Below are 25,992 nucleotides of genomic sequence, written 5' to 3' on the forward strand. Positions count from 1 at the left end.
GGGACGATAATTTGTCGAGGCTGTGCGTGATGAACAACTGAGCCAGGGGCCGGAGGGCGCCGAGGGGTCGTGTGATATGGGCGGGGTGGACGTTCGCGAGCTGCCCGCCGTCGTTGGGATGGCCTGCCGCCTACCCGGGGCTCGGGACTACGCGAGCTTCTGGTCGCTGCTCGCTGGCGGCCGCCGGGGGATCACCCGGGTGCCGCGCGCGCGCTGGCATTGGGAGCGCTTCTACGCCGAGGACCCGAGCGCCAAGAACAAGGCCGTGACCGCCGAGGCGGGCTTCCTCGACGACATCGCGCGCTTCGACAACGAGTTCTTCAAGCTCACGCCGCGCGAGGCGGCGCTCATGGATCCGCAGCAGCGCCTGCTGCTCGAGCTGACCTGGGCGGCGCTCGAGGACGCGGGGATCCGGCCGTCGAGCCTCGACGGCGAGCGCGTGGGCGTGTTCGTCGGGTCGTCGAGCTACGACTACAAGGAGCTCTACGATCGCTACGGCGAGCAGGTCGAGGGCCACGCGATCACGGGCACGGCCAACGCGATCCTGGCCAACCGGGTGTCGAACTTCTTCAACTTCCGTGGCCCCAGCGTGTCCGTGGACACGGCCTGCGCGAGCGGGCTGTCGGCGCTGCACGTGGGCCTCTCGGCGCTCCTCGACGGGAGCTGCTCGGTGTGTGTGGTCGGCGGGGTGAACCTGCTGTGCGCGCCCGAGCGGATGATCCCCCTGAGCAAGCTCGGGATGCTCTCGCCCAGGGGTGAGCTGCGAGCCTTCGACGCGGAGGCCGACGGCTACGTGCGCGGCGAGGGGGTCGGGGTGGTCGTGCTCCAGCGCCTCGGGGCGGCCCAGGCCGAGGGCAGGGTGGCCCACGGCCTGCTCCGCGCCATGGCCAGCGGACACGGCGGGCGGGCGCGGACCTTGACCTCGCCCAACGCCTTCGCGCAGGCCCAGGTGATCACCGACGCGATCGTGCGCGCTGGGGTCGGGCCCGAGACCATCACGTACATCGAGGCGCACGGGACGGGCACGCCGCTGGGCGACCCGATCGAGATCCACGGGCTGCATCGCGGGTTCTCGCGGGCCTACGACGCGCTCGGCTCACAGCGGCCGGCGGGGCCCCACGTGGCCGTGGGATCGGCCAAGCCCAACATCGGTCACCTCGAGGGGGCGGCGGGCATGGCAGGGCTGATCAAGGTGCTGCTCAGCTTTCGCCACGGCCAGCTCGCGCCGCTGGCCAGCCTCGAGCGCGTCAACCCCCGGGTCAAGCTCGACAAGGGCGGCTTCTATCTCGTCGACTCGCTTCGCGACTGGCGCCCGGTCGACGCGCAGGGCGAGCCGATCCCCCGGCGCGCGGGGGTCAGCAGCTTTGGCTTCGGCGGCAGCAACACCCACGCGGTGCTCGAGGAGGGGCCCAGGGAGGTCCGCGAGGCGCCCGAGCCCTCGCCGCTGGCGTTCCCGATCTCGGCGCGGGAGGGCGCGGCGCTCTCGCGCATGGTCGCCCGCCTGCGCGCGGCCGTGGCGGTCGTGGGCGAGGGGGAGCTGCGCCTGGACGACGTCGCGTTCACGCTCCAGCGTGGCCGCGACAGCCTCGCGGCCAGGGCCGTCGTCCTCGCCTCGACGCGCGCGTCCTTGCTCGAGGGGCTCGATCTGCTCGCCCGGGCCGAGGACCCCAGCGGACGGACGGTCGCGACCGACGCGCGCGAGGAGCTCGTCGCCCTCGCGCAGCGCTGGCTCGAGGCAGGGAGCGTCGACTGGGGCGCGGCCAGTCCTGGCGAGGCGGCGCGGGCGACTCGGCTGCCGACCTACCCCTTCGCGGGCCCGCGCCACTGGCTCCCAGGGATCGACGCCGACGCGCTCACGGGGCCGGTCGCGCGCCGGCATGGGCTGGGCTTCGGCGGCGAGGCCTGGGCGGTCGTCGGTCCGCAGGGGGAGGCGCTGCGCGAGCTGAGCACGGTGGTGCGCCCTGGGGATCCGCTGATCGCCGGTCACGAGGTCGGGGGCACGCGCTGGCTCCCCGGGGTGGTCACCCTCGAGCTCCTCCGCGCGGCGGCGGCCAGCCTCGGCGGGCCCGGCTGGCTCGGCGAGCTTCGCTGGCTGCGACCGCTGGCCTTTGGCGAGGCGCCGCGAGAGCTGCGTGTGCGCATGAGCGAGGACGGGGAGCTCTCGCTCTTCGCCGAGGGCGAGCAGGCCTACGCGCGCGCGCGCTGGGTCGAGGGGCCGCCCGGCTGCGCGGGCGAAGCGGACGAGCTGGGCGGGGCGCTGGCCGGGGTGCCGCAGCGGACGATCGAGGGCGAGACCTACTACGCCGAGCTGTCGGCGCGCGGGCTCGAGTACGGCCCGCGCCTGCGCGCGGTCCAGCGCCTGTCGGTGGCCGAGGGGGAGGCGCTCGCCGAGCTCGAGTCGACGGCCGAGGTGGTCACCGGCCTCGAGCCGAGCCTGCTCGACGGCATGCTTCAGCTGGCCGCGGCGCTGGTCGACGTTGGCGAGGGCGTGCCCGTCCCCGCGAGCCTCGAGGCCGTGGTGTGGTCGCGGGCGCTGCCGCGGCGCGGGCGGGCGCTCGCGCGGCGACGCAGCGACGGCGCCCTCGACATGGCGCTCTACGCCGAGGGCGAGGTCGAGCCTCGGCTGCGCCTGCGCGGGCTACGGGTGAGCGCCGTGGCCCACGACGCGCCGGCCGTGGGCTATCGCCCCTCGTGGCGGGCGCTGGCGATCGAGCACGAGGGCCAGGCGACCACCAGCGCGCCGCCTCGCGCCCTGATCATCCCGGGCGCGCACGAGGACCTCGGTGAGCGAGCCTGGCTCGACGCCCTGGGGATCGCGGCCGAGACCGCGACGACCGCATCCGCGCTCGAGGAGGCGCTGCCCGAGGCGCTCGACGAGCTCCTGCTGGTGCTCCCCAAGGCAGGCGCGAGCGTCCCGGGCGAGCGGCTCGAGCGGGCCTTCGAGCTGGTCTCGGCCCTGGCCGCCGCGGGCCGCTTCGATCGCGGCGCGAGCCTGCTGGCGATCACCTGGGGCGGCTGCGCGCCGACCCCCGCGGAGCGCCGCCGCGGCTCGGATCCCGACGCCGCGGGGGTGCACGCGCTGCTGCGCAGCCTCGAGCGCGAGCACCCCAAGCTCCGCCTGCGCGCGCTCGATCTTCCGGGGGCGTCCAGCGGGGCGCCCAGCGAGGCGGAGCTCGCCGCGCTGCGAGCGTGGATGGGCGACGCCGAGCTCGGGCGAGAGGCGCGGGTCCTGGGCCTCCGCGGCGGGCGGCTGCTCGCGCGCGTGCTCGTCCCCCGGGTGCTGCCGATCGAGGCGGCCCAGCCGGGGCTGCGCGCCGGCGGGCACTTCTTGATCGTCGGCGGAGCCCGGGGCATCGGCCTCGAGACCGCGGTCTGGCTGGCGACCGAGCTCGGCGCCAAGCTCAGCCTCGTCGGTCGCCGGCCGCTCGACGCGGGCATGCGCGCGGCCTTTGATCGGATCGAGGCCGCGGGCGGCCAGTGGACCTACCTCGCCGCGGACCTGTGCGACGCCCAGGGGCTGGCCCGGGCGCTCGACCAGGCGCGGGCGCGCTTCGGGGCGATCCACGGGGCGATCCACTCGGCCCTCGTGCTCCGAGATCAGCGCGTGGCGACGATGGATCGCGCGGGCTTTGCAGCCGCGCTCGCGCCCAAGCTCGCGGGCACGCGCAACCTCGTCGAGGCCCTCGCCGAGGATCCCCTCGAGCTTCTGCTGGCCTACTCGTCGGTGGTCTCGCTGCGGGGGAACGCCGGCCAGGCCAACTATGCGGCCGGGTGCGCGGCGCAGGAGGCCTACCTCGAGGGGGTCCGCGCGCGGGCGGGCGGCCGCGTGCACGTGCAGGTGATCAACTGGGGGTACTGGAGCGAGGTCGGGAGCGTCGCCGGGCCCAAGTACGCCGCGCACATGCGCGCCGCGGGGATCCGTGGGATCGACGTGCGCGCGGGGATCTCGGCGCTCGCGGGGGCCCTGGCCAGCGCGTGCCCGCAGCTCGCCGTGCTCGCGGCCGCGGACGAGGCCCTGGCCAGCTTTGGTGTGGTGCTCGGACGCAGCGCGCGGGCCCAGCGTGGCAGCGCGCCGGCCTGGGGCGAGCTGAGCCGCGAGCTGCCCGCGCTCGCGAAGGCGCGCTTCGAGCGTGAGGCCGATGACTTCGCGCAGGCGGCCCAGGGCTTCGACGCGCTCGAGCGCTGGGCGCTCGCGCAGGCGCAGGCGCGGCGCTTCTCGCTGCGGCCCCGCGCGGCCGTGGACCGGCGCTTCACCCCGCTGCTGCGAGCCCTGGACGCGCTGGCCGACACGGAGGCGGTCGCGGGGGGGGAGGCGCTCGAGATCGACGCCCTGATCGCCCAAAACCCCGCGCTGACCAGCCACGCCGAGCTCCTGCGCGCCTGCGTCGAGGGCCTCCCGCAGGTGCTCGCGGGGGAGCTCGAGGCCGTCGAGCTGATGTTCTCGCCCAAGCTGCGCGAGCACGTCGCGGGGGTCTACGCCAACACGCCGATCGCCGACTTCTACAACGAGCTGGTCGCGTCGAGCGTCGAGCGCTTCGTCGCTCACAGGCGGGCGGCCGGGGCGACGACGCTGCGCATCCTCGAGGTCGGCGCGGGCACCGGGGGGACGAGCGCGCGCGTGCTCGAGCGCCTCGCCCAGGTCGGTGAGGGGCTCGCGCTCGAGTACGTGTTCAGCGACGTCTCGCCGGCCTTCGTGCGCGCGGCCAAGCAGCGCTTTGGGTCCCACGACTTCGTCCGCTTCGCGCAGCTCGACCTCGAGTCCGAGGCGCAGATGGAGGCCCTGCCCGGCTGCGGCAGCTACGACCTGGTGATCGCCGCCAACGTGGTCCACGCGACGCGAGACCTCGAGCGGACCCTCGACAACATCGCCCGGGCCGTGGCGCGCCACGGCTGCCTGATCCTGTCCGAAGCCTGCGCGCTGCAAGTGTTCACGACCCTCAGCTTTGGGCTGCTCGAGGGCTGGTGGCTGGCGGAGGATGGCCACCGTCGCCTGGCCCACGCTCCCTTGCTCGAGCCGCAGGGCTGGTGCGAGCTGCTGGGTGAGCTCGGCTTTCGGGCGGTCGCGCTGACGGCCCCCGAGGGGGCGCCGGCCCATCCGCGCCAGTGTGTGGTCGTCGCCGAGTCCTCGGGGGCTTACACCGTCAGGGCCCAGGTCGAGGTCGCGGCAGAGGTCGAGGTCAGGGAGGAGATAGGGGCAGGCGAGCGCGAGGTCGTCGTCGGGCTGCGCGCGCGGCGTCCAGCGGCGCGGCCGTCGAGCGAGGACGGCGTGGAGCGAGGCGCGTGGCTGCGCGGGCGGATCACCGCCCAGCTGGCCAAGGTCACGGGCCTGAGCGCGGCGGGGATCGACGTGGATCGCAGCTTCAGCGAGAGCGGCGTGGACTCGCTCCTCGCGGTCGAGCTGATCAACGCGATCGGCGACGAGCTCGGGATCACGCTGCGCACGACGGTGCTCTTCGATCGTCCGACGATCCGCGAACTCGCCAGTCACCTCGTCGAGGCGCACGCGGAGGCGGTCGACGCCGCCTTTGCAGCAGCTGGGGGAGGGGCGCCCGCGCCGAAGCTCGAGCCCGAACCCGAGCCGAAGCCCGATCCCCGGTCTGCGCCGGCGCGCGAGCAGGCGCCAGCGATCGAGCAGGCGCCGGCGCGCGAGCAGGCGCAGGCGATCGATCTGGATCTCGACCGCGCGGGCCTCGTCTTGCGCCGCGCCGAGCAGCTGGAGGACGTCGCCCTCGCCCCCCTCGCGCCTCGCCGGCCCGGGCCCAACGAGGTGCGCATCGAGGTCCACGCCGCGAGCTTGAACTTTGGGGACCTGCTCTGCGTCCGCGGCCTCTACCCGAGCATGCCCGAGTATCCCTTCACGCCGGGCTTCGAGGTCGCGGGCGTGGTCGCCGAGCTCGGCGAGGGGGTGCGCGGGCTGGCGATCGGCGACGCCGTGATCGCGGTCACCGGCGCCGAGCTGGGCGGGCACGCGTCGAGCGTCACGACCCCGGCCGAGTTCGTCGTCGCCAAGCCGCGCTCGCTGTGCTTCGCCCAGGCCTGCGCGCTGCCGGTGGTGTTCGCGACCGCCGACGAGGCCCTGCGTCGGGCGCAGCTGAGCGCCGGCGAGCGGGTGCTGATCCAGACCGCCGCGGGCGGCGTGGGCCTGCTGGCGATCCAGCTCGCCCAGGCTCGGGGCGCGGAGATCTTCGCCACGGCCGGGAGCGCGCGCAAGTGTGAGCACCTGCGCGGCCTCGGGGTCGAGCACGTGATCAACTACCGCGAGCGCGACTTCGCCGAGGCGGTGATGGCCGCGAGCGCGGGCGAGGGGGTGGACGTCGTGCTCAACACCCTCGCCGGCGACGCGCTGCAAAAGGGCCTCGGCTGCCTGCGCGCCGGAGGGCGCTACGTCGAGATCGCGATGACCGGCCTGCGCAGCGCCCGGGCGGTCGATCTCTCCGGGCTCTTCGACAACCAGAGCTTCATCAGCATCGACCTGCGCCGATCGTGGCTGCGCGACCCGAGCCGGGCGCAGCGCAGCCTCGCGCGCATGGTCGAGGCGGTCGCCGGCGGGCAGATCGAGGCGACCATCGCCCGGCGCTTCCCCTTCGCGGACATCGCCCAGGCCTACGCCTACCTGGCGGGGGCGCACAACATCGGCAAGGTCGTGGTCACGCGCGCGCGCCCGCGTGCGCCCGCAACGGCCCGGACGGTCGGGGCTGCACGCGCAGCCTCGCCGCGGGCGGGCGCGGGCCCGGTGGCGATCGTCGGCATGGCCGGGCGCTACCCCGGGGCGGCCGACCTGGACGCCTTTTGGCGCAACCTCGAGGCTGGGCGCTGCGACCTGCGCGAGGTCGACGAGTCGCGCTGGTCGCCTGGGGCGTGCTTCGATAGCGATCGCAGCAAGGCGGGGACGACCTACGGCAAGTGGGGCGGCTTCCTCGACGGCATCGATCGCTTCGACTCGCTCTTCTTCAACATCTCGGGCCGCGAGGCCGAGCGCATGGATCCCCAGCAGCGACTGTTCCTCGAGCAGGCCTACCGGGCGATCGAGGACGCTGGGCTGCGCCCCGAGCAGCTCGCGGGGGAGGCCTGCGGGGTGTTCCTGGGCGGCGGGAGCGGGGACTACAGCGAGCGCCTGCGCGCCGCGGGGGTGGCCACCGAGGGCTACGAATTCATGGGCAACGAGGCCTCGATCTGCGCGGCCCGGATCGCCTACCACCTCAACTTGCGCGGGCCGAGCCTGGCGATCTCGACGGCCTGCTCGTCCTCGCTGGTCGCGACGCACTACGCCTGTCAGTCGATCGCCGCCGGCGAGTGCGAGCTCGCCCTGGCCGGCGGTGTGTTCATCAACACCACGCCGCGCTTCTTCGTGCTGTGCAGCCAGGCGGGGATGCTCTCGCCGACGGGGAGGATGCGGCCCTTCGATGCCGAGGCCGACGGCTTCGTGCCGGGCGAGGGGGTCGGGGTGGTCGTGCTCGCGTCCCTCGAGCGGGCCCTCGCCGAGCGCCTGCCGATCCACGGGGTGATCCTCGGCTCGGCGGTCAACCAAGACGGGCGGACCAACGGGATCACGGCGCCGAGCGCCGACTCGCAGGCCCGGCTCATGCGCGAGCTCTACGCGCGGGCCGGCGTCGAGCCCGAGAGCCTGAGCTATGTCGAGTGCCACGGCACGGGGACGCCGCTGGGCGACCCCATCGAATTCGAGGCGCTCACGCGGGTGTTTGGTCCGCGGGGATCGGGAGCGGACGCGCGGCTGTGCTCGCTGGGCTCGGTCAAGGCCAACATCGGCCACGCCGTGACGGCGGCCGGGGTCGCGGGGGTGCACAAGCTGCTGCTCGCGCTGCGTCACCGGCGGCTGCCGCCGCTGGTCGGCCACGATCGCCTCAACCCGCGCCTGGTCATGGAGGACGGCCGGTTTTGCTTCGACTCCGCGGCGCGGGCCTGGATCGACGAGGATGGGCCGCTGCGCGGGGCGGTCAGCTCCTTCGGCTTCAGCGGGACCAACGCGCACCTCGTGATCGAGGAGGCGCCGGCGCCCCTCGAGACCGCGCGGCCGCGGGCGGGGGCGTGGTTGGTGGTGCTCTCGGCGGCGACGCCGGAGGCCCTCGAGCGTCGGCTCGTGGACCTGGCCGCGTGGGTCGAAGCCCACCGGGGCGATGACCTGCACCCCGCGGATCTGTGCGGGACCTTGTTGGCTGGCCGCGCGCACCTCGAGCACCGGGCGGCGGTGGTCATCGACGCCGTGGAGGCGCTGCCCGCCGCGCTGCGCTCGTCGAGCTGGCGACCTGCGGCGGGCGATGGGGCCAGTATCGGGGGCTGGAAGGGCGAGGTCCTCAGCAAGGAGGGCGCGCCCGCCGACGAGCCGCTGCAAAAGATCTTTGCCCGCGTGCGAGGAGGCGAGCCCGGCACGCGCCGGGAGCTGGAGCGCCTCGCCGCGGCCTTCGTCGCCGGGGTGGCGCTCCCGTGGGCCCAGCTGCCAGCGGCCGCCGGCTTTCGTCGGCTGTCCTTGCCGAGCTATCCCTTCGCCGGCCCGCGCCACTGGCCGGAGGAGGCGAGCCCGCAGCGCGCCGGCTATCCCCTGGCGCCCAGCGATCCCTGGCTGCGCGACCACGTGGTGCACGGCCGGGCGATCGTCCCCGCCGCCCTCGGGATCGAGCTGATCCGCGCGGCGGCGGGGGGAGCCGGCGCCGTGCGAGCGCTGCGAGGGCTGCGTTGGGAGCGGGCGATCGAGGTCGCGGCTGGGGGAGAGCTCCGCGTCGAGCTCGAGCCCTCGTCGACCTCCGTGGCCAGGTCCGTGGCGGGCTCTGGCCCCGGGTCCGAGATGCGTTGCTCGCTGAGCGCGAGCGGGGAGGGTGGGGCGCCAGCGCTCACTGCCCGGGTGGTGCTCGGCGAGGCGCAGCCGGGGCCGCGGCCTCGGATCGAGCTCGACGTCCTGCGGGCTCGCTGTCGCGCGCGCGTGAGCGGGGCCGAGTGTCGTCGGCGGCTGCGGGCCATCGGCCTGGTCCACGGGCCGGCCTACGAGTCGGTGGAGGCCGCGGAGGTCGGCGAGGGCGAGGCCCTGGCCTACCTCGTCCGGCCGGCGGCCGCGCGCCCGGGAGAGGCCGCGTCCCGGCTGGGGATCGCCGACCCGAGCGTGCTCGATGGCGCCTGGCAGGTGATCGTGACCTTGCTCGACGAGGGCGCTGGCGCGACGCGGCGGCTCGCGCCGCGCTCGTTGGACAGCCTGCGCTGGCTCGCGCCGCTGCCCGAGCGCTGCATCGCCCACGTCCGCGCGCGGGCGGGGGGCTACGACGTGCGCCTCGCCGACGAGGCCGGGCGGGTGTGTGTGATCGCCGAGGGCCTCGGGCTCGACGGCTCGCGCCGCGCCGTGGCCAGCGAGGGCGAGCTGCTCACGCTCGCGCCGTGGTGGCGCGAGCTACCCGAGCTGCCCGAAGTGGTCGGGCAGGCCGGGGCGCCCGCCTCGATCTGCGCGCTCGAGCTCGGCGCGCAGGCGCGGGCCCTCGCCCCGCTCGGTGAGGCCCTGCGCGGGCTCACCAGGGAGCGGGGGTTCGGCTCTCGCGTCGAGCTGAGCGCGTCGATCTCGGGCCTCGCCGACGCCGAGCTGCTCTTGCTGAGCTACTGCGGTGGGGGTGGAGAGGATGGAGCGAGGGAGGCCGTCAGCGAGGCGCTCGCCGAGCTCGCGCGCACGCTGCCAGCGCTCGCCGCCAAGCTCAGCGCACGCGGCCTCGAGCGGCGCCAGCGGGCCGTGGTGATCGTCGAGGTGGACACGCTGATCGGCGCGGCCCTCCCCGCGGCGCTGCGCTCCCTGGCCGACGAGCTGCCTGGTCTGGCGCTGACGATCTTGCGGGTCGAGGCGGGAGACACCGCCTCGGCGCGGGCCCGGGCGATCCTCGCGATCGCCAGCGCAGGCGGAGCGCTCCCGCCGGAGCTCAGCCTCGACCGCGGCCGCCTGCGAGCCCTGGCCGCGCGGGAGCAGGCCTTGCCCGTGTCCGCGCCGCGACCTTGGCGAGCGGGCGGGGTCTACTGGATCACCGGAGGCGCAGGCGGCATCGGGCGGGCGCTCGTCGCCGACGTGCTCGCGGTGCCGGGCACCCAGGTCGTGGTCATCGGTCGCAGCGGTAGCGAGGGGGCGCCGCGCGACGACGCGGGGCGCGTGCACGATGAGCGCGCCGATCTGCGCGAGCGCGCCGAGGTCGAGGCCCTGGTCGCGCGGGCGCGGGCGCGGGGCCTCGCGCCCACGGGGATCGTCCACCTCGCCGGGGTCCTCGCCGACGGAGCGCTGGCGGCCCAGAGCCCCCACGCCTTCTCTCAGGCGGCGGCGGCCAAGCTGCTCGGCGCGGTCTACCTCGACGAGGCCCTGGCCGAGGCCGAGCTCGAGCTCTTCGCGGTGTTCTCGTCGCTCGCGGGCTGCTTTGGCAACGCGGGCCAGGCCAGCTACGCCCTGGCCAACCGTGGTCTGCACACCTTCGCTGCCCGTCGTGAGCGGCTGCGCGCGACGGGGCAGCGCCGCGGCCAGACCCGGGCGATCGCCTGGGGGCAGTGGGCCGACGGCGGCTTCGCGCTGAGCGAGGCGGCCGCGGCCAGGCTCGCGCGCGTCGGCCTCGAGCCGATGCCCGCGGCGCTCGGCCTCGACGCGCTCGCGCGGGTGATCGCGGCGCCCGAGCCGGTCTACTTCGTGGCCCATGGCGCGCGCACCAGGCTCGCGGCCTTCTTCGCCGCGGGCTCCGAGGCCCTCGCCGCCGAGGCGCCGGTGAGCCGAACGAGCAGCCCGGCGCCCACGGGCGCGCCCAGCCTCGACGAGGTCCGCGGCCACTTCGCGGGCTTCCTCGCCAGCGCGCTCAAGGTCCCTCGCTCGCGGATCCACGCCGACGAGTCCCTCGATCGCCTCGGCCTCGACTCGATCATCGTCGCCAAGCTGACCGCGGAGCTCGAGCGCGACTTTGGCCCGCTGCCAAAGACCTTGTTCTTCGAGCACAAGACCCTCGGGGAGCTCGCGGACTACTTCGTCGCGCACGCCCCCGAGGCGCTGGCGAACCTGCTCGGTGCTCGTCCCGAGACCGAGCTCGAGGCCGAGACCGCGGCTTCGCGCCGAGGCGTCGGGGTGCTTGGCGGCCCCGGGCGCGAGCAGGGCGAGGCGCCCACGGCTCGCGCTCGCCAGGTGGGCAGCGCGGCCGGTGAGGTCGCCGTGCAGGGGGTCGAGGCGATCGCGGTGATCGGCCTCGCGGCGCGCTTTCCCGACGCCCCCGACTACCGCGCGCTGTGGCGCAACCTGTGCGCGGGCAAGGACAGCGTGCGCCCGATCCCGCCCTCGCGCTGGTCGACCTCGGGCGAGCCCGCGGCTCGCGAGGCGGGCGGCTTCATCGACGACGCCGACAGCTTCGACGCGCTCTTCTTCAACATCTCGCCGCGCGAGGCCGCGCGCATGGATCCCCAGGAGCGCTGCTTCCTCGAGGCCGCGTGGTCGACCCTCGAGGACGCCGGCTACACCCGCCGGGCGCTGCGTGAGCGCCACGCGGGCAAGCTCGGGGTGTTCGTGGGCGTGATGTGGGGCGACTACCAGCTCTACGGCGCCGAGGACCCCGGGCAGCCGCGGGTCGAGTCCTCCTACGCGTCGATCGCCAACCGGGTGTCCTTCTTCCTCGACGCCTCGGGGCCGAGCCTGGCCATCGACTCGATGTGTTCGTCTTCGCTCAGCGCGCTGCACTTCGCCTGTGACAGCCTGCGCTCGGGCCAGTGCGCCCTCGCCCTCGCCGGCGGGGTCAACCTCTCGCTGCACCCGGCGAAGTACCGCTACCTCGAGCAGGAGCGCTTCTTGGCCGAGGACGGGCGCTGCCGCAGCTTTGGCGCCGGGGGCAGCGGCTACGTGCCCAGCGAGGGCGTCGGGGCGGTGCTGCTCAAGCCGCTCGCCCAGGCCCTCGCCGACGGCGACCCGATCCGCGCGGTGATCCGCGGCTCGGCGCTCAACCACGGCGGCCGGACCTACGGCTACACCGTGCCCAACCCCAAGGCGCAGGCCGAGGTCATCCGCGAGGCGCTCGCGCGCAGCGGCGTGGCAGGCTCGACGATCGGCTACATCGAGGCCCACGGGACCGGGACCTCGCTCGGGGATCCGATCGAGGTCCGCGGCCTCGACATGGCCTTTGGTGCGCTCGCGGACGGCGAGCCCCGGGCGCTCGGCTCGATCAAGTCGAACATCGGCCACGCCGAGTCGGCGGCGGGCGTCGCCGCGCTCGCCAAGGTGATCCTCCAGCTCGAGCATCGCACCCTCGTGCCCTCGCTCCACGCCGAGCAGATCAACCCGAACATCGACTTCGAGCGCAGCTCCTTCAGGCTCCAGCGCGAGCGTGGGCCATGGCCCGCGCCGCGCCGCGGCGGCCCTCGCCGCGCGGGCATCAGCTCCTTTGGCGCCGGGGGGGCGAACGCCCACGTGATCGTCGAGGAGTGGCGCGCGAGCGCCGAGCTCGAGGTGGGCGCGGGCGCGGGCGCCCAGCTGATCGTGCTCTCGGCCAAGTCCGGCGAGCGGCTGGGGCGGGTCGCCGCGGGCCTGCTGGCCAAGCTCGAGGCCGACGCCGGAGCCGGTGCGCCGCTCGAGCTCGCGGCGCTCGCCCACACCTTGCAAGTTGGTCGTGAGCGCCTCGAGGTCCGGGCGGCCTTCGTCGCGGACGGGCGCGCGGCCGTGCTCGATGGCCTGCGGGCGCTCGTCGACGGCCTCGAGCGCGAGGGCGGGCGGGGCCTCGCGGGCGCTTCGATCGCCTTCGCTAGCGCCCTCGACGACGCGGACGGGCAGCCGCGGCCCTCGTCGGCGAGCGTGCTCGCGGCGCTCGAGGCAGGCGAGCTCGAGCTCGCGGCGCAGCGCTGGGTGCGGGCCGAGGACGAGCCCGAGCTGGCGCCGTGGTGGCGCGGTCGCGGCCGGCGGATCCCGCTCCCGACCTATCCTTTTCGCCGCGATCGCCACTGGTTGCCCGAGCGGCCTGCGGCGGGACGAGTCGCGTCCGAACGCGCTGCGCCCGGACGCGCCGAGGTGGAGCCGCGCGCCGAGGCGGAGCAGCGCGCAGCGGAGCAACCCACCGGAGCGGGCCCGGCTCCCGCCGACAAAGCGGACGTCGTCAGCATCATCGCCGCGCTCAAGCGGGGCAGCATCGACGTCGCGCAGGCGACCCGAGCGCTCGCGGGGGGCAGCGCAGCGCTGGCCGTCGCGCGTGCGATCGGGCGCGCGCCGGCCCGCGGCCCCGCGATCGTGAGTGAGGGGCGCGCGGCCGCGAAGCCGGGCAAGACGGCGATCATCGGTGGCGGCCCCTGGGGCATCGCGCTGGGCAAGAACCTGGCCGAGCGCGGCCTCGACTTCGAGATCCTCGAGCGCGAGCAGGACTTCGGCGGGGTGTGGAACTTCGGCTCGGGGGCGGGGCGGGTCTACGAGCAGACCCACCTGATCTCCTCGAAGCTCAACACGCAGTTCAGCGACGTCCCGATGCCCGCGGACTACCCCGCGTACCCCAACCACCGCCAGTTCCTGGCCTACCTGCGCGACGTCGCCCGGCGCTTTGGGCTCTACGCCAACGCGCGCTTCGGCGCGGGGGTCGAGGCGGCCACGCCCGAGGGGGAGGGGAAGGGCGAGGGCTGGCGGGTGCGGACCACCGACGGCGAGGAGCGGCGCTACGCCAACCTGATCGTGGCGACGGGGATGCAGCGCAAGCCGCTGTGGCCCAGCTACCCGGGCAGCTTCGCCGGCGAGGTCCTGCACTCCGCGAGCTACCGCGATGCGGGGATCTTCCGCGGCAAGCGGGCGCTGATCGTCGGCGGCGGAAACTCGGGCTGCGACATCGCCGTCGACGCGACGAGCTGCGCGGAGCGGGTCCTGCACAGCACGCGCCGCGCCTATCACTACATGCCCAAGTTCATCGACGGGCTGCCGACGCAGGAGTGGCTGATGAAGCTCCCGCGCCAGTTCCCCGAGCGCAAGGCGCTGTGGGCCCACGTCGAGCGCGTGTTCAAGCTCGCGGGCTACGACCCGGCCGACTACGGGCTGCCGCGGCCGAAGCACGCCCTCGACGAGGCCCACCCGATCATGAACTCGCGCCTGCTCTACCACGTGGGTCACGGGGACATCATCCCCAAGCGAGACGTGGTCGAGCTCGCGGGGGAGCGCGTGCGCTTCTCGGACGGCAGCGAGGAGCGCGTCGATCTGATCGTCTACGCCTGCGGCTACGAGCTCGAGTTCCCCTTCCTCGCGCCGGGCAGCGTGCCCTTCGTGGGCCCGCGCCCCGACCTCCAGCTGCGCATGCTCCATCGCGAGCGCGACAACCTGGCCTTCGTCGGCTTCCTCAACGCGGCCGGCGGCCTCGGCAACGTCGCCAACGCCGTGGGCCGGTTCATGGCCAGCTACCTCGACGGGCTCGCGCGAGGCAGCGCGGCGGTCCGAGCTCTACGCGCGCGCGCCCACGAGGTCGACGCGGAGCTCGAGCTCGATCGCTTCGTGGACTCCTCTCGCCACGCCTTCGAGGTCGATCTGTGGGCCTACGTCAAGCTGCTCAACCGCCTGCAGTCCGAGCTGCGGGCGGGGGACGAGGCGCGCGCGGCACGAGCTGGGGGCTCAGCGCTCCCAGGGAAAGCGACCGTGCTCCACCCAAGCTGAGATGCCGGCGCGGACGCTGGGGTCGCTCATCTGGCGATCGGACTCGGCCAAGGCGGCGGCCCGGCGCGCTGCCGGGGCCGCCGGCAGCTCGTCGAAGTAGCGCTTGATCCGGCCGATGGTCCCGCGCTCGATCCGGGCGATCTTCAGCCACAGCCTGCGCAGGGCCTGCTCGGGGGCCTCGTCGACCTCGTCGACGAGGGCGCAGCCCAGGGCCGTGGCCGCGTCGAGGGTCTGGGTGGTCAGGCTCAGGCGCAAGGTCCACTGGCGGCCGATCCGTCGCTCGAGGGCGAGGCCGACGCAGGCGGGGACCAGGCCCCAGGTCGCCTCGGGCAGGCCAAAGGTCGAGCGCGGGCTGGCGATGGCGTAGTCGCTGGCGGCGACGAAGCCGAGGCCGCCGGCGAGGACCTGACCGTCGACGTGGGCGACGACCATGAGCGGGAGGGCGCGCAGGCGCTCGAGCAGATCGAGGTAGCGGACCGAGCCGCGCGTGGACGACTGTGACAGCCCGTCGCGAAAGTCGAGGCCGCGGCAGAAGTAGCCGCCGCGGCCCTCGAAGATCACCATCTTGCAGGTCTGATCGCGCTCGGCGTCATCGAGGGCCTCGGCGATGGCCTCGAGCTGCGCGGCGGTGAAGCTGTTGCCCGCGTCCGGGCGGTCGAAGGTGATGATCCGGCGCCCGCGAAGCTCCCGCAGCGCGATGGTCTGGGCGCTCATTTGCTGGCGTGCTCGTAGAGCAAGTCGACGAGCTCACCGATGGTGTTGGGTTTTCCAAGCTCGACGAGCGGGAGCTCGAGGTTGAGCTCCTCCATCGCCGACGTCGAGATGTCCGCGCGATCAATCGAGTCTGCGCCCAGATCCCTGAGCTGCATGTGGCCCTGGATCTGGTCGTTGCCGACCTCGGGGAGGACCGCGGTGATGTTGCTCTTGACGATATCGAAGACTGTGTCTCGGGTCATCGTTTTTCCTGCTCGAGAATATCACAGCCGTGCGCCTCATCGTCACCTCGTCACGGGGTGAGATGTGAAGATAGTTCGGGTATCGGCAGAGTCCTCGACTGTCGACATGTCGACAGGCGGCTGGTGGGCCGGAGTCTGTTACCAACACCGGGTCGAGGCCGAGTCGAGGCCGAGTCGAGGGTGGGTCGTCGCTGTGACATGTGTGGGCGCTGCACCCGCGAACTGTCAATGGGTTCCCAACGCCCGGCAAGGCTCGCGGTATGGCTTGATCGCCAGGCCGCCGTGCCCGATGCTCGGGCTGTTGGATGGCGCGACAATCTCCCGTCGTTCATCGTGAGTTTCAAATCATGCATGCCGTCGGAATCGAGTCCATTCACGCCTACGCGGGTCCCACCTGCATTCGCGTCCGCGATCTCTTCGTCGCCAGGGGTCTAGACCTCAGCCGCTTCGACAACCTGGCGATGTTCGAGAAGTCCATGGCGCTGCCCTGCGAGGACGCGGTCTCCTATGCAGTCAACGCCGCCAAGCCGCTGATCGACGCCCTCGACGAGGCCGAGCGCGGGCGCATCGAGATGGTGATCACGGTGAGCGAGTCCCCCGTGGACTTCGGGAAGTCGCTGAGTACTTATGTCCATGATCTCCTCGACCTCAATCGCAATTGTCGGCTGATCGAGGTCAAGCAGGCCTGTTACGGGGGCGTGGCGGCGCTACAGATCGCCGCGGCGATGGTCCAGTCGGGCTTCTCTCCAGGCGCGAAGGTCCTGGTGATCTGCACCGACATCGCCCGGGCGACGGCGCGCAACACCTACGCCGAGCCGACCCAGGCCGCCGGCGCCGTGGCCATGCTGATCAGCGATCGGCCTCGGCTCCTGCGCATCGATCCGGGCGCCAGCGGGCGCTACAGCTACGAGATCATGGACGTGTGCCGGCCCCAGGCGGAGCTCGAGACCGGGGATCCGGACCTCTCGCTGCTGTCCTTTTTGGACTGCCTGGAGCACAGCTTCCGCCAGTACGCCGAGCAGGTCTCGGACGTCGATTTTCGCACGACCTTCGATTACTTCGCCTTCCACACGCCCTTTGCAGGCATGGTCAAGGGGGCGCACCGGCGAATGATGCGGGTCCTCCACCGCGCGCCGGCGGACGAGATCGAGGCCGACTTCGAGCGCCGCCTCGCGCCATCGTTGCGCTTTTGTGTCCGGGTGGGAAATATCTACGCAGGCACGGTCTTTTTGGCCCTCTATGGCCTGCTGAGCCACCGCGGACTGCCCGAGAGCGCGCGTGTCGGGATGTTCTCATATGGCTCGGGGTGCTCCTCGGAGTTCTTCAGCGGCCTGGTCCCGGGCGACGCTCCGGACCAGATCGAGGCCCTGGGCTTCGCCAGCGAGCTCGACCGCCGCGTGCAGCTGAGCCCGAGTCGATATGACGAACTCCTCGACCTCAACGCCGAGTGGAAGTTTGGTATTTCGGACAAGCGTGTAGACATCGAGTCATACAAGGACCTCTATGAAGCCTTCTTCGAGGGGCGGGGTCTCTTGACGCTCACGAACATCGACACGTATCATCGTGAGTATGTCTGGAGCTGATGTGGGGGCGGAAGAGCAGGCCAAGCACGCCCGGCAATTACGCAAGGTCGCCGTGGGCGGGTGGCGGATCGAGTCGACCCGGGATGATGGAACGCTGACTCGCTACATTCACCTCCGCCCGGACTTCTCGCTGCTCTCGACGGGCAGCCTCGAGCGCGCGGACAAGACCCTGCCCTACTTCGAGAAGGGCGCGTGGGCGGTCAGCGGCTCCCAGCTCACCATCGTGCTCACCGACTGTAGCGAGGCCGAGCGCCTCGGGGTCCCCGAGGTCTTCGAGGTCGAGTCGGCCACCCTCGGGGCGCTGAGCCTGCGCGACGCGAGCGGGGCGACGCTCGAGATGACCAGCGAAGACCCGGTCTCGGACGATGAGATTCGCGACATCTTCTCCGGGTTTTGGTACGTCGAGACCACGGTCGTCGGGGACGTCTGGAAATTCGTCACCCAGTTCACCGTGGAGGGCGAGTACAACGCCTCCGGCTACCGCCTGGTCGAGGGCGAGCCCCAGCCGATCCAGGACCTCGGCGGGTGGCGGATCTCCGCGGGCAAGCTGCTCTACGTGATGCTCGACGCGACCCGGGCCGAAGATCAGAACCTCAAGGTCTCCAACCAGATCATCCACGTCGAGGGCGACTACGCGATCATCGCGGCCAAGTCGGGGAACTGGAACGAGATGGCCCGGGTCGAGGGCCCCGGCGACGAGCGCCTGCGCGAGGGCATCGTCGGGCGCTGGAAGGGCGAGGACACCACGGCCACGGAGAAGTACGACTTCGTCCAGACCTTCACGGCCGAGGGCGCGTGGACGCTGGAGGGGACGGGCAAGACCCGCGCGGACGAGGACTTCAGCCTGCGCTACAGCGGGCGCTACACCATCGCCAACGGGATGGTCGTCAAGACCATCGCGGAGTCGAGCGACCCCGAGCGCGTCGGGGATGCGCTGTCTTGCCCGGTGGTCTACCTCGATGACTACATGATCGCCGAGGTCTGGGAGGGGCGCCTGGCGACCTCGATCCCAGTGACCTAGCCGAGATCGAGATGCACGAGCGGCGGGGCGCGAGCGCGGCCCGCGGGAGCGAAGAGAGATGAAGATTCAGCTGACCTACCACAAGCACTCTTTTGTCGAGTACGAGATCAACGGGACCACGCTGTTCTTCGATCCCTCCTTTTCTCGCTACAACAAGGGCGACTGGGACCAGGAGGAGGACACGCGGGCCTGTGACATCGTCGCGGTCACGGCCGGGGACTTCGACCTCTACCTCGACGCCCTCGACGTGCTCGAGGCCTGCCCCGCGACCATGGTCGGGAGCATGAAGACATGCCGGGCGGCAGCCAAGGCGCTCGATCTCGACAACGATCGCTTCGTGGCGCTCGAGCACGGCGAGGCCGCGCGCGGGAAGGACTTTCGCCTGCTCGGCTATCGAGCCGTGCCCAACCGCTTCAGCGACCTCGGCGGGCGGCTCTTCCTCAAGCGGCCCTTCGATCGCCCGCGCTTTTTGGCGACCAGCCTGCGGGCGCGGCCGACCGACCCCGGGCGGGCCTACATCATCGAGATCGAGGGCCGGCGGCTGATCCATCTGGGCGGGGCGCTCAACGACCGGGTCAAGTGGGCCGACATCGACGCGCTCGACGATCACAGCCCGGCGCCGATCCTCGTGGCCGCGTGCCTGCTCGACAACACCGACGAGCTGATCCGCGCGATCCGCCTGCTCGACCCGGTCAAGGTCTTCCTCTACCACGCGCGGCAGGAGATCTACGATCGCCTGGAGGTCGACTACGACAGCCTCGAAGAGGTGATCGCCGAGATCGAGGCCGCGGTCGGGGACCAGGTCGAGATCGTCGGGCTGAAGCCGGAGGCGAGCTTCGAGATCGACATGAGCCCGGTCGCCGTGAGCCACGAGCCGTGGAACGTGCGCCAGCAGATGACGGCGCTGTCGATGCTGGCCTACGGCGGGCTGCTGACGGCCAAGGACGACCCCGCCCGGGTCGCGGGGATCATCTCGCAGTTCCTCGACGAGTACGAGGAGGTGCTCGGGCGCTGGCGCTTCGTCTGGGGCCCGGCGATCTCCGAGGGCCTGTTCGCCGATCGCCACCTCTTCTTCATCGTTCAGAGCGAGGACCGCCCGCAAGAGGCCGCGCTCGTCATCCGCGGGACCAACCCCTTGGCCCTCGAGAACATCTTCGTCGAGGTCCAGGGCTTCTCGAAGCAGGTCCCCTGGGCCTACGGGCACTCCTTCGCCAAGGGCCGCAAGCCCAAGATCTCCGAGGGCATCAAGACCGGCATCGATCACTTGCTCGAGATGGTCCCGCCGGGGGGCTGCCCCGGGGCGGGTCAGACGGCGCTGGAGTTCCTGGCCGGGATCGAGCGCGCGGCCAAGTCGGCCGGCGAGTCCATGGCGCTGCGGGTGACCGGGCACAGCCTCGGGGGGACGCTGGCCTCGACCTTCGCGCTGCTCTTGCAAGACGCGGCGCGCGACGAGTCGGTGGCCAAGAGCATCGAGATGCCGCTGAGCTCGAGGGTGGACATCTCGTGCTACCCGATCGCCGGGTTCACCGCCGGCAACCCGGCTTTCGCGAGCTACGCCGACGAGAGCCTGAAGAACACGGATCGCATCCACAACGTCCTCGACGCCGTCCCGCGCATGTACGACATCGACGGCCTCGGGGAGGTCCCCTCGCTCTACGAGCCGACCATCAAGTCGGATCTGATCTCCGTCGCGGTCGAGGGGACGATCAAGTCGCTCGAGGCCAAGAAGCTGATCTACAAGCAGATCAAGCAAGATCAGGAGGGGCTCCCGGGGACGGTGAGCGCCGCGGGCAACAGCTTCGTCGCGGAGATGCTGTGGCAGCACACCGAGGGCTACATCGAGCTGCTCGATCTCGAGGACTATGTCGACCTCGGGGCGATCTTGCGCACGGACTGAGGCGCGCGCGCGACTGAAATGGGCCGGCCCGGGGGATCCCCGAGCCGGCCCTTCGTTTGGGTCCGCGGACCCACAGGGGGGGCGGCGCTCAGCCGAGCGTGCGCTGGAACCACTCGAGCACGGGCTCGGGCTCGTCGCCGGACTGGCGATAGCCGATGTAGCCGTCGGGTCGCACCACCCAGATCGCCGGCCCGTCCCCGAGGTGGTAGCGGGCCTCGAGCTCCTCGCCCTCGTTGGCGACGATCACCCGGGCGATGCTCGGGTCGAGGCCGCGCTCGAGGGCCGCGAGGCGGTGGCCCTGGGCGTAGTGGGCGAAGACCAGGTGGCGCGGGTCGTCGCGCAGCAGGTCGAAGACGCGCGAGCTGGCGCCGTCGTGGGCGAAGCTGGCGTCGGGGGCTCGGTCGCCGGCGTGCAGGCCGGTGGCGAAGAAGCGGCGATCGTCGACGATCGGGCTGCGGCGGACGTTGACGTCGAGCTGGGAGACGGTCCGCGCCGCGTTGCCGCGCATGTAGCGGTTGCCGAGCACGAAGGGCAGGATCAGCGGGCGGAGCTTGCGGACCAGGGCGTTGCTGCCCAGGGCCGTCTTGAAGGTGAGGTCGGTGAAGCGCAGCACGTCGGCGGCGATCGGGTGGCGCTCGTCGTGGTAGCTCTCGAGCAGGCGCTCCCCGGCCGCGCCGCGCACGGCCAGGCCCAGCTTCCAGCCGAGGTTGAAGGCGTCCTGGATGCCGGTGTTCATGCCCTGGCCGCCGGCCGGGGTGTGGATGTGCGCGGCGTCGCCGGCGAGGAAGACCCGGCCCACGCGGAAGCGGGACGCGAGGCGCTCGTGGAGGCGAAAGCGGATGATCCACTCGACCTCGCCAAACTCGACCTCGCCGGGCATGAGCTCGTCGAAGACGGCCTGAAACTCGCGCAGCTCGGGCTCCTCGGGGGCGTCCTCGGGGCGCTCTTGGCGAATGTAGATCGTGCGGAAGATGCCCTCGCCCAGGGGCAGGCAGACGAGCGCGCCCTCCTCACGGATGAAGGCGTAGCCGGTGTCCTCGGCCAGCGGCCAGCGCATCTTGGCGTCGACCTGGATGAAGTCGTTGTCGTAGGTCGAGCCCTCGAAGTCGACGCCGAGCTGCTTGCGGACGAGGCTGTGGGCGCCGTCGCAGCCGATCAGGTAGGCGGCACCGAGGCTCTCGCCGTTGCTGAGGGTCACGCGCACGCCCCCCTCGTCGGCCTCGAAGTCGCGCAGACCGACGCCCCACTCCACGCACACCCCGAGGGTCTCGAGTCGCGCGGCCAGCAGCTGCTCGGTCTGGCTCTGGCGCAGCATCAGCGGCCTCGTGTAGGGCCCCTCGAGCCCGTCGAAGGTGACGAAGGGCAGCTGCTTGCCCTCGAGCACGGGCTGCACGCCGCGCATGGGCTGGGTCTTGGCGAGGACGTCCTCGGCGACGCCCAGCGCGTGAAAAACTTCCATGGTCCGCGCCTGGATCACCAGGGCCTTGGAGTGGCGCGAGGGCGCCGCGTTTTGCTCGACGACGCGGACGCGCACACCGTGTCGAGTGAGCGCGAGTGCGGCTGCGAGCCCGGTGGGACCTGCGCCGGCGATGAGGACGTCGATGTCGTGGGCCATGGTGGGAGGGTAGCCGCATCGCGCTGGAGACGCCCTGCATAGATCGCGCGCTCGCACCCGACCAGCCTTCGAAGTACAACGTTTGCTCTGAACTACTCTGAAGTCCGTAGATGAAGGAGAGGCAAAAAGAGCGGCTGATGGTGGCGATGATCGTCGCCTCGCAGGTCTCACCGTCTTTCATGTTCTCGGGTGTGGCCGTGGCCGTGCCCTCCATGGGCGAGGAGCTGGGCCTGGGCGCGACGGCCCTGGGCCTGGTCGAGACGCTCTTCTTGGCCGGTAGCGTGGCCTTCTTGCTGCCCCTGGGCCGGCTGGCCGACGCCACCAACCGCGCCCGGCTCTACAAGCTCGGGCTGCTGGCCTTTGGCCTGAGCTCGGGGCTGATCGGAGTGCTCTCGGACGCCCTGCCGATCTTGTGCCTGCGCCTGTTTCAGGGCATCTGCTCGGCGCTGCTGTCCGCGACTGGGGCGGCCTTGCTCGCGGATCTGGTCCCGGCCGAGCGCCGCGGGCGTGCCTACGGCGCGTCGATCGGCGCGATCTATGTCGGCCTCAGCCTCGGGCCGGTCGTCGCGGGCGTGCTCGTCGACGCCTGGGCCTGGCGGGCGGTGTTCTCGTTCGGCGGCGCGCTGCTGCTGGTGATGTACGCGGTCGTCGAGCTCGGCCTACCCTCGCGCTGGCGGCGGCCACAGCCGGGCGCCATTCACCTGCCGAGCGCGGCCTTGGTGCTGGCGGCGGTGCTCGCCTTGGTGTTCGGCACGGCGAGCATGGCGAGGCCGGCGCTGGGCTGCGCCTTGCTGGCGGCGGGTGTCATCGTGGCGGTGGTCTTCGTGCTGCTCCAGCGTCGCCTGAGCAACCCGCTGCTCGACGTCCACGCCCTCGCGCGCCGCCACGTCATGCGTGACGCGCTGATCATCCAGCTGCTGCTCTACATGAGCGCCTTTTGCAGCGTGTTCATGCTCAGCATCTTCCTGCAGACCTGCCAGGGCCGGGGCGCGCAGACCTCGGGCCTGATGCTGGCGATCAGCGCGGTGCTCATGGCCGTGGTCGCGCCCGTCGCGGGTACGCTCGCGGACCGCGTGCGACCGCGCGTCCTGACTTGCCTTGGCGTGGCTCTGGTCACGCTCGCCTCGTTCCAGGGCTGCCTCCTGGACATGGACGCGAGCCTGGGCGAGGTCGCCGGGATCCTGGTCTGTCAGGGTCTGGGTTTTGGGCTGTTCTCCTCGCCGAACATGACGGTGATCATGAACAGCGTCGAGCGCCACGAGCTGAGCTCGGCCTCGGCGCTGTCTGCCAAGGCCCGCGGCCTGGGGATGATCTCGGGCATGCTGGTGACCGGCCTGCTGATCTCGCTGCGCTACGGCGGGGAGGCGATCGCCGCCGCGCCCGAGCGCTTCGTGGGCATTCAGGTGGTCAGCTTCGTGGTCCTCGCGGCGCTCAACTCGGCCGGGCTGATCCTCGGGCTCCTCGGGCTGCGCCACGGGGGCGTGGACGAGGGCGGGGCGGGGGATGGCGGGGCGAGTGATGCGGACGCGGGCGATGGGGAGGCGGGCGAGCTCAGCCGTCCGCGGTGATCCGCGCGACCAATTCATCGCGCACGCGCTCGGCCTGATCATTGTCGACCTGACACGTCCCGGCGGCGTCGTGACCTCCGCCGCCGTACTCGAGGCAGAGCTTGCCGACGTGGGTCTTGGACGAGCGGTCGAGGATCGACTTCCCGATCGCGAACACCGTGTTTTGCTGCTGGCGCCCCCACATCACGTGCATCGAGATGTTGGTCTGGGGGAAGAGCGCGTAGATCATGAAGCGGTTGCCCGACCAGATCGTGTCCTCTTCGCGGAGATCGAGGACGGCGAGCTTTTGGTGCACGCTGGTGCAGCGCTCGAGCTGCTCGCGCTGGCGGGGCGCGTGCTCGCGGTAGAGGTCGACGCGCTCCTTGACGTCGGGGAGCGCGAGGATCTCGTCGACCGCGTGATCGCGGCAGTAGTCGATCAGCTCCATCATCAGGTTGTAGTTGCTGATCCGAAAGTTGCGAAAGCGGCCCAGGCCGGTGCGCGCGTCCATGATGTAGTTGAGCAGGATCCAGCCCTGGGGATCGAGGATGTCCTCGCGGCTGAGCTGGGCGGCGTCGCACTTGTCGACGGCCTCCATCATGTCCTGGGAGACCCGCGGCATCTCGCTGCGCCCGCCGAAGTAGTCGTAGACCACCCGCGCGGCGCTCATCGCCTTGGGATCGATGATGTGGTTGTCGCGCTCGCCCCCGGCGCGCTCGACCTCGCTGGCGTGGTGGTCGAAGCACAGGTGGATGCCCTCGACGTAGGGCAAGTTGGTGCTGATGTCGCGGGAGGTGACCTCGATCTTGCCGTCCTGCATGTCCTTGGGGTGGACGAAGAGGATCTCCTTGGGGTCGATGAGGTCGAGCTCCTTGAGGAGCACGGCGCAGACCAGGCCGTCGAAGTCACTGCGGGTGATCAGCCGAAATTTACTCGCCACGCGCCCAGGCTATCACGCGCGAGCTGTCGCGTGGGCGCGCGCGAGCGAGCCGGAGGCCCCACCTCGGTGGGGCGCAGGGGAGGGCGCGGCCACGCGACAGCTCGCTGTCACCTGGCGCTCAGTCGAGGGCGCGGAGCATGGCCGCGACGATGCGATCTTGCGCGGCGCGGTTACGCTCGAGATCGCCGCCGTTGAGCAGCACCGAGAAGCTCAGGGCGCGGGCGCCAGTCGAGTCGTAGACCAGACCCGAGAGGCTGCTGGCGCCGGCGTAGGTCCCGGTCTTGGCCAGCAGGCGCGGGCCCGCGACGGGGTTGCGGTTGCGCAAGGTCCCCTCGCCGCCGGCCTCGGCGAAGCTGGCCAGGAGCAGGGCCGCGGGGCTCCCCGGGCGCCGGCACAGCGCGAGCACGTCGAGCACGAAGCGGGGCGTCAGCCGGCCCTCGCGGGACAGGCCCGAGCCGTTGATCATCCGCTGGTCGCCGGCGTGGACGCTGACGGCCGCGGCGAAGCGCTCGAGCACCCGGGCGCCCTCGGCCCAGCTCCCCGGCCGGCCGCTGGCGCGCCAGGCCAAGGTCCGCAGGACCTGCTCGGCGGTGAAGTTGTTGGAGTAGCGCAGGGCGGAGGCGAGCGCGGCGATCAGCGGGGCGGACTCGTGGGTCGCGAGCAGGCGGGTGTCCTCGCCGGGCTGCGCGGGCAGGGCGGCCCGCGCGACGGGCAGGGCGGGGCCCTCGCTGCGCTCGGCGAGGAGCTGGGCAAAGACGCCGCCGGCGAGCAGGCCGGGGTCGGCGACGCGGCGGCGCAGGGTCATGGGCGCGTGCCCGGCCGGGAGCGCCCCCTCGACGCGCACGCGGGTGCGCCCACCTTCGCCGGCCTCGGTGCACACCCGCGGGCGCCCGCTCTCGGTCCGGGCGGTGTTGACGAGCTCGACGATCCCCTCGGCTCGTTCGCCCTCGCCGAGGCCGGCGGGGGTCGGCGAGACCTCGACCTCGACGGGGCCGCGGTAGCGCCCCGGCCGGAGGGTGATCTCGAGGGTCGCGTAGTCCAGGGCGAGCGCACCGCTGGGGGCGATGTAGCTGTCGCCGCAGCCCTCGGCCGAGAAGCCCGGGCCGAGGCGGCGATCCGAGAAGGCGTGGTCGTCGACGAGCACGCGGCGGACACCCTCGAGGGCCCCGGGCTCGGCGAGCAGCTCGTCGACGAGGGCGTGGAGGTCGGCGACGTGGAGGTCCGGGTCGCCCTCGCCACGCAAGATCAGCGCGTCGCCGCGGCGCAGCACGCTGGTCTGAAAGCGGTAGTCGGGGCCGAGGAGCTCGGCGGCGGCGATGGCCGAGACCAGCTTCTGGTTGCTGGCCGGGTTGAGGGCGCGGCCGGGCTCGTGGGCGGCGAGCACCTGAGCGCTGCCGAGCTCGCGGATCTCGACGGCCGCGCGGGTGCGGGGATCGAGCTCGCCGAGGGCCGCGTCCACGGCCTCGCGCAGGCGTCGGCTGGGGGCGTCCTCGGAGCTGCGCCTGGGCTCGGCCGCGAGCGCGACCAGGCGGGCGTCGATGCGATCCGTCCAGTCCGGGGTGTCGGCGCTCGCGGTCGGCTCCGCGTGCTCGAGCAGCGCCGCGAGCGGGCCGCTGGCGGGGGGCAGGGCGGAGGCGGACGCAGGCAGGAGGGTCTTTGGGGCTCGGGGGGCCGCGTCGGCGGTGGCGAGCCCCGTTCGGGTCAGCAGCCCGGAGAGCAAGAACACGGCGATCAGCGCAGAACAGCGGCGGAGCAAGGCGAACCTCCTGTGTGTTCACCTGTCGCACATCTCGGCACCCCACCCAAAAAACCGGCCGCGAAA

At 72.5% G+C, this 25,992-nt stretch carries 10 protein-coding genes; 5 read left to right on the top strand and 5 right to left on the bottom strand.

The window, feature by feature from the left end:
* The first annotated feature begins 85 nt into the window (after positions 1–85).
* Complete coding sequence (locus G6O69_RS22905; RefSeq protein WP_172305642.1) at positions 86–14,611, top strand: SDR family NAD(P)-dependent oxidoreductase; 14,526 nt, start codon at positions 86–88, stop codon at positions 14,609–14,611.
* Here G6O69_RS22905 and G6O69_RS22910 read toward each other — a convergent pair.
* Together G6O69_RS22910 and G6O69_RS22915 are read right to left on the bottom strand one after the other, a co-directional pair.
* Entirely contained in the window at positions 14,570–15,325 is a 756-nt protein-coding gene (locus G6O69_RS22910) for an enoyl-CoA hydratase-related protein (protein ID WP_172305643.1), read from the bottom strand. The genes G6O69_RS22905 and G6O69_RS22910 overlap by 42 nt on opposite strands.
* A complete protein-coding gene (locus G6O69_RS22915) occupies positions 15,322–15,567 on the bottom strand; it encodes an acyl carrier protein (RefSeq protein ID WP_172305644.1) in 246 nt (81 codons plus the stop codon). Before G6O69_RS22915 ends, G6O69_RS22910 begins: the two co-directional genes overlap by 4 nt.
* Positions 15,568–15,914: 347 nt before the next feature.
* Here G6O69_RS22915 and G6O69_RS22920 point away from each other — a divergent pair, with 347 nt between their 5' ends.
* Genes G6O69_RS22920 through G6O69_RS22930 form a run of 3 tightly spaced genes read left to right on the top strand, consistent with a single transcriptional unit; the run spans position 15,915 to position 20,068 of the window.
* On the top strand, positions 15,915–17,150 hold the full coding sequence (locus G6O69_RS22920; RefSeq protein WP_172305645.1) for a hydroxymethylglutaryl-CoA synthase family protein: 1,236 nt from the start codon (positions 15,915–15,917) through the stop codon (positions 17,148–17,150).
* A complete protein-coding gene (locus tag G6O69_RS22925) occupies positions 17,137–18,171 on the top strand; it encodes a hypothetical protein (RefSeq protein WP_172305646.1) in 1,035 nt (344 codons plus the stop codon). The genes G6O69_RS22920 and G6O69_RS22925 overlap by 14 nt, the downstream gene beginning before the upstream one ends.
* A gap of 58 nt (positions 18,172–18,229) precedes the next feature.
* Positions 18,230–20,068 (top strand): hypothetical protein, encoded by a 1,839-nt coding sequence (locus G6O69_RS22930; protein ID WP_172305647.1) that lies wholly within the window; start codon positions 18,230–18,232, stop codon positions 20,066–20,068.
* 88 nt (positions 20,069–20,156) lie between these two features.
* Here G6O69_RS22930 and G6O69_RS22935 read toward each other — a convergent pair whose 3' ends face one another.
* Complete coding sequence (locus G6O69_RS22935) at positions 20,157–21,683, bottom strand: FAD-dependent monooxygenase (RefSeq protein WP_172305648.1); 1,527 nt, start codon at positions 21,681–21,683, stop codon at positions 20,157–20,159.
* A gap of 110 nt (positions 21,684–21,793) precedes the next feature.
* Here G6O69_RS22935 and G6O69_RS22940 point away from each other — a divergent pair, with 110 nt between their 5' ends.
* Positions 21,794–23,251, top strand: a complete 1,458-nt coding sequence (locus tag G6O69_RS22940; protein ID WP_172305649.1) for an MFS transporter — start codon at positions 21,794–21,796, stop codon at positions 23,249–23,251.
* On the opposite strand, the gene G6O69_RS22945 is transcribed toward G6O69_RS22940, so the two are convergent.
* Positions 23,235–24,170: an exopolyphosphatase gene (locus G6O69_RS22945; RefSeq protein ID WP_172305650.1), complete on the bottom strand. Its 936-nt coding sequence runs from the start codon at positions 24,168–24,170 to the stop codon at positions 23,235–23,237. The two genes, G6O69_RS22940 and G6O69_RS22945, sit on opposite strands and share 17 nt — an antisense overlap.
* A gap of 118 nt (positions 24,171–24,288) precedes the next feature.
* On the bottom strand, positions 24,289–25,926 hold the full coding sequence (gene dacB, locus G6O69_RS22950; RefSeq protein WP_172305651.1) for a D-alanyl-D-alanine carboxypeptidase/D-alanyl-D-alanine-endopeptidase: 1,638 nt from the start codon (positions 25,924–25,926) through the stop codon (positions 24,289–24,291).
* Positions 25,927–25,992 lie beyond the last annotated feature (66 nt).

This window comes from Pseudenhygromyxa sp. WMMC2535, from assembly GCF_011083025.2.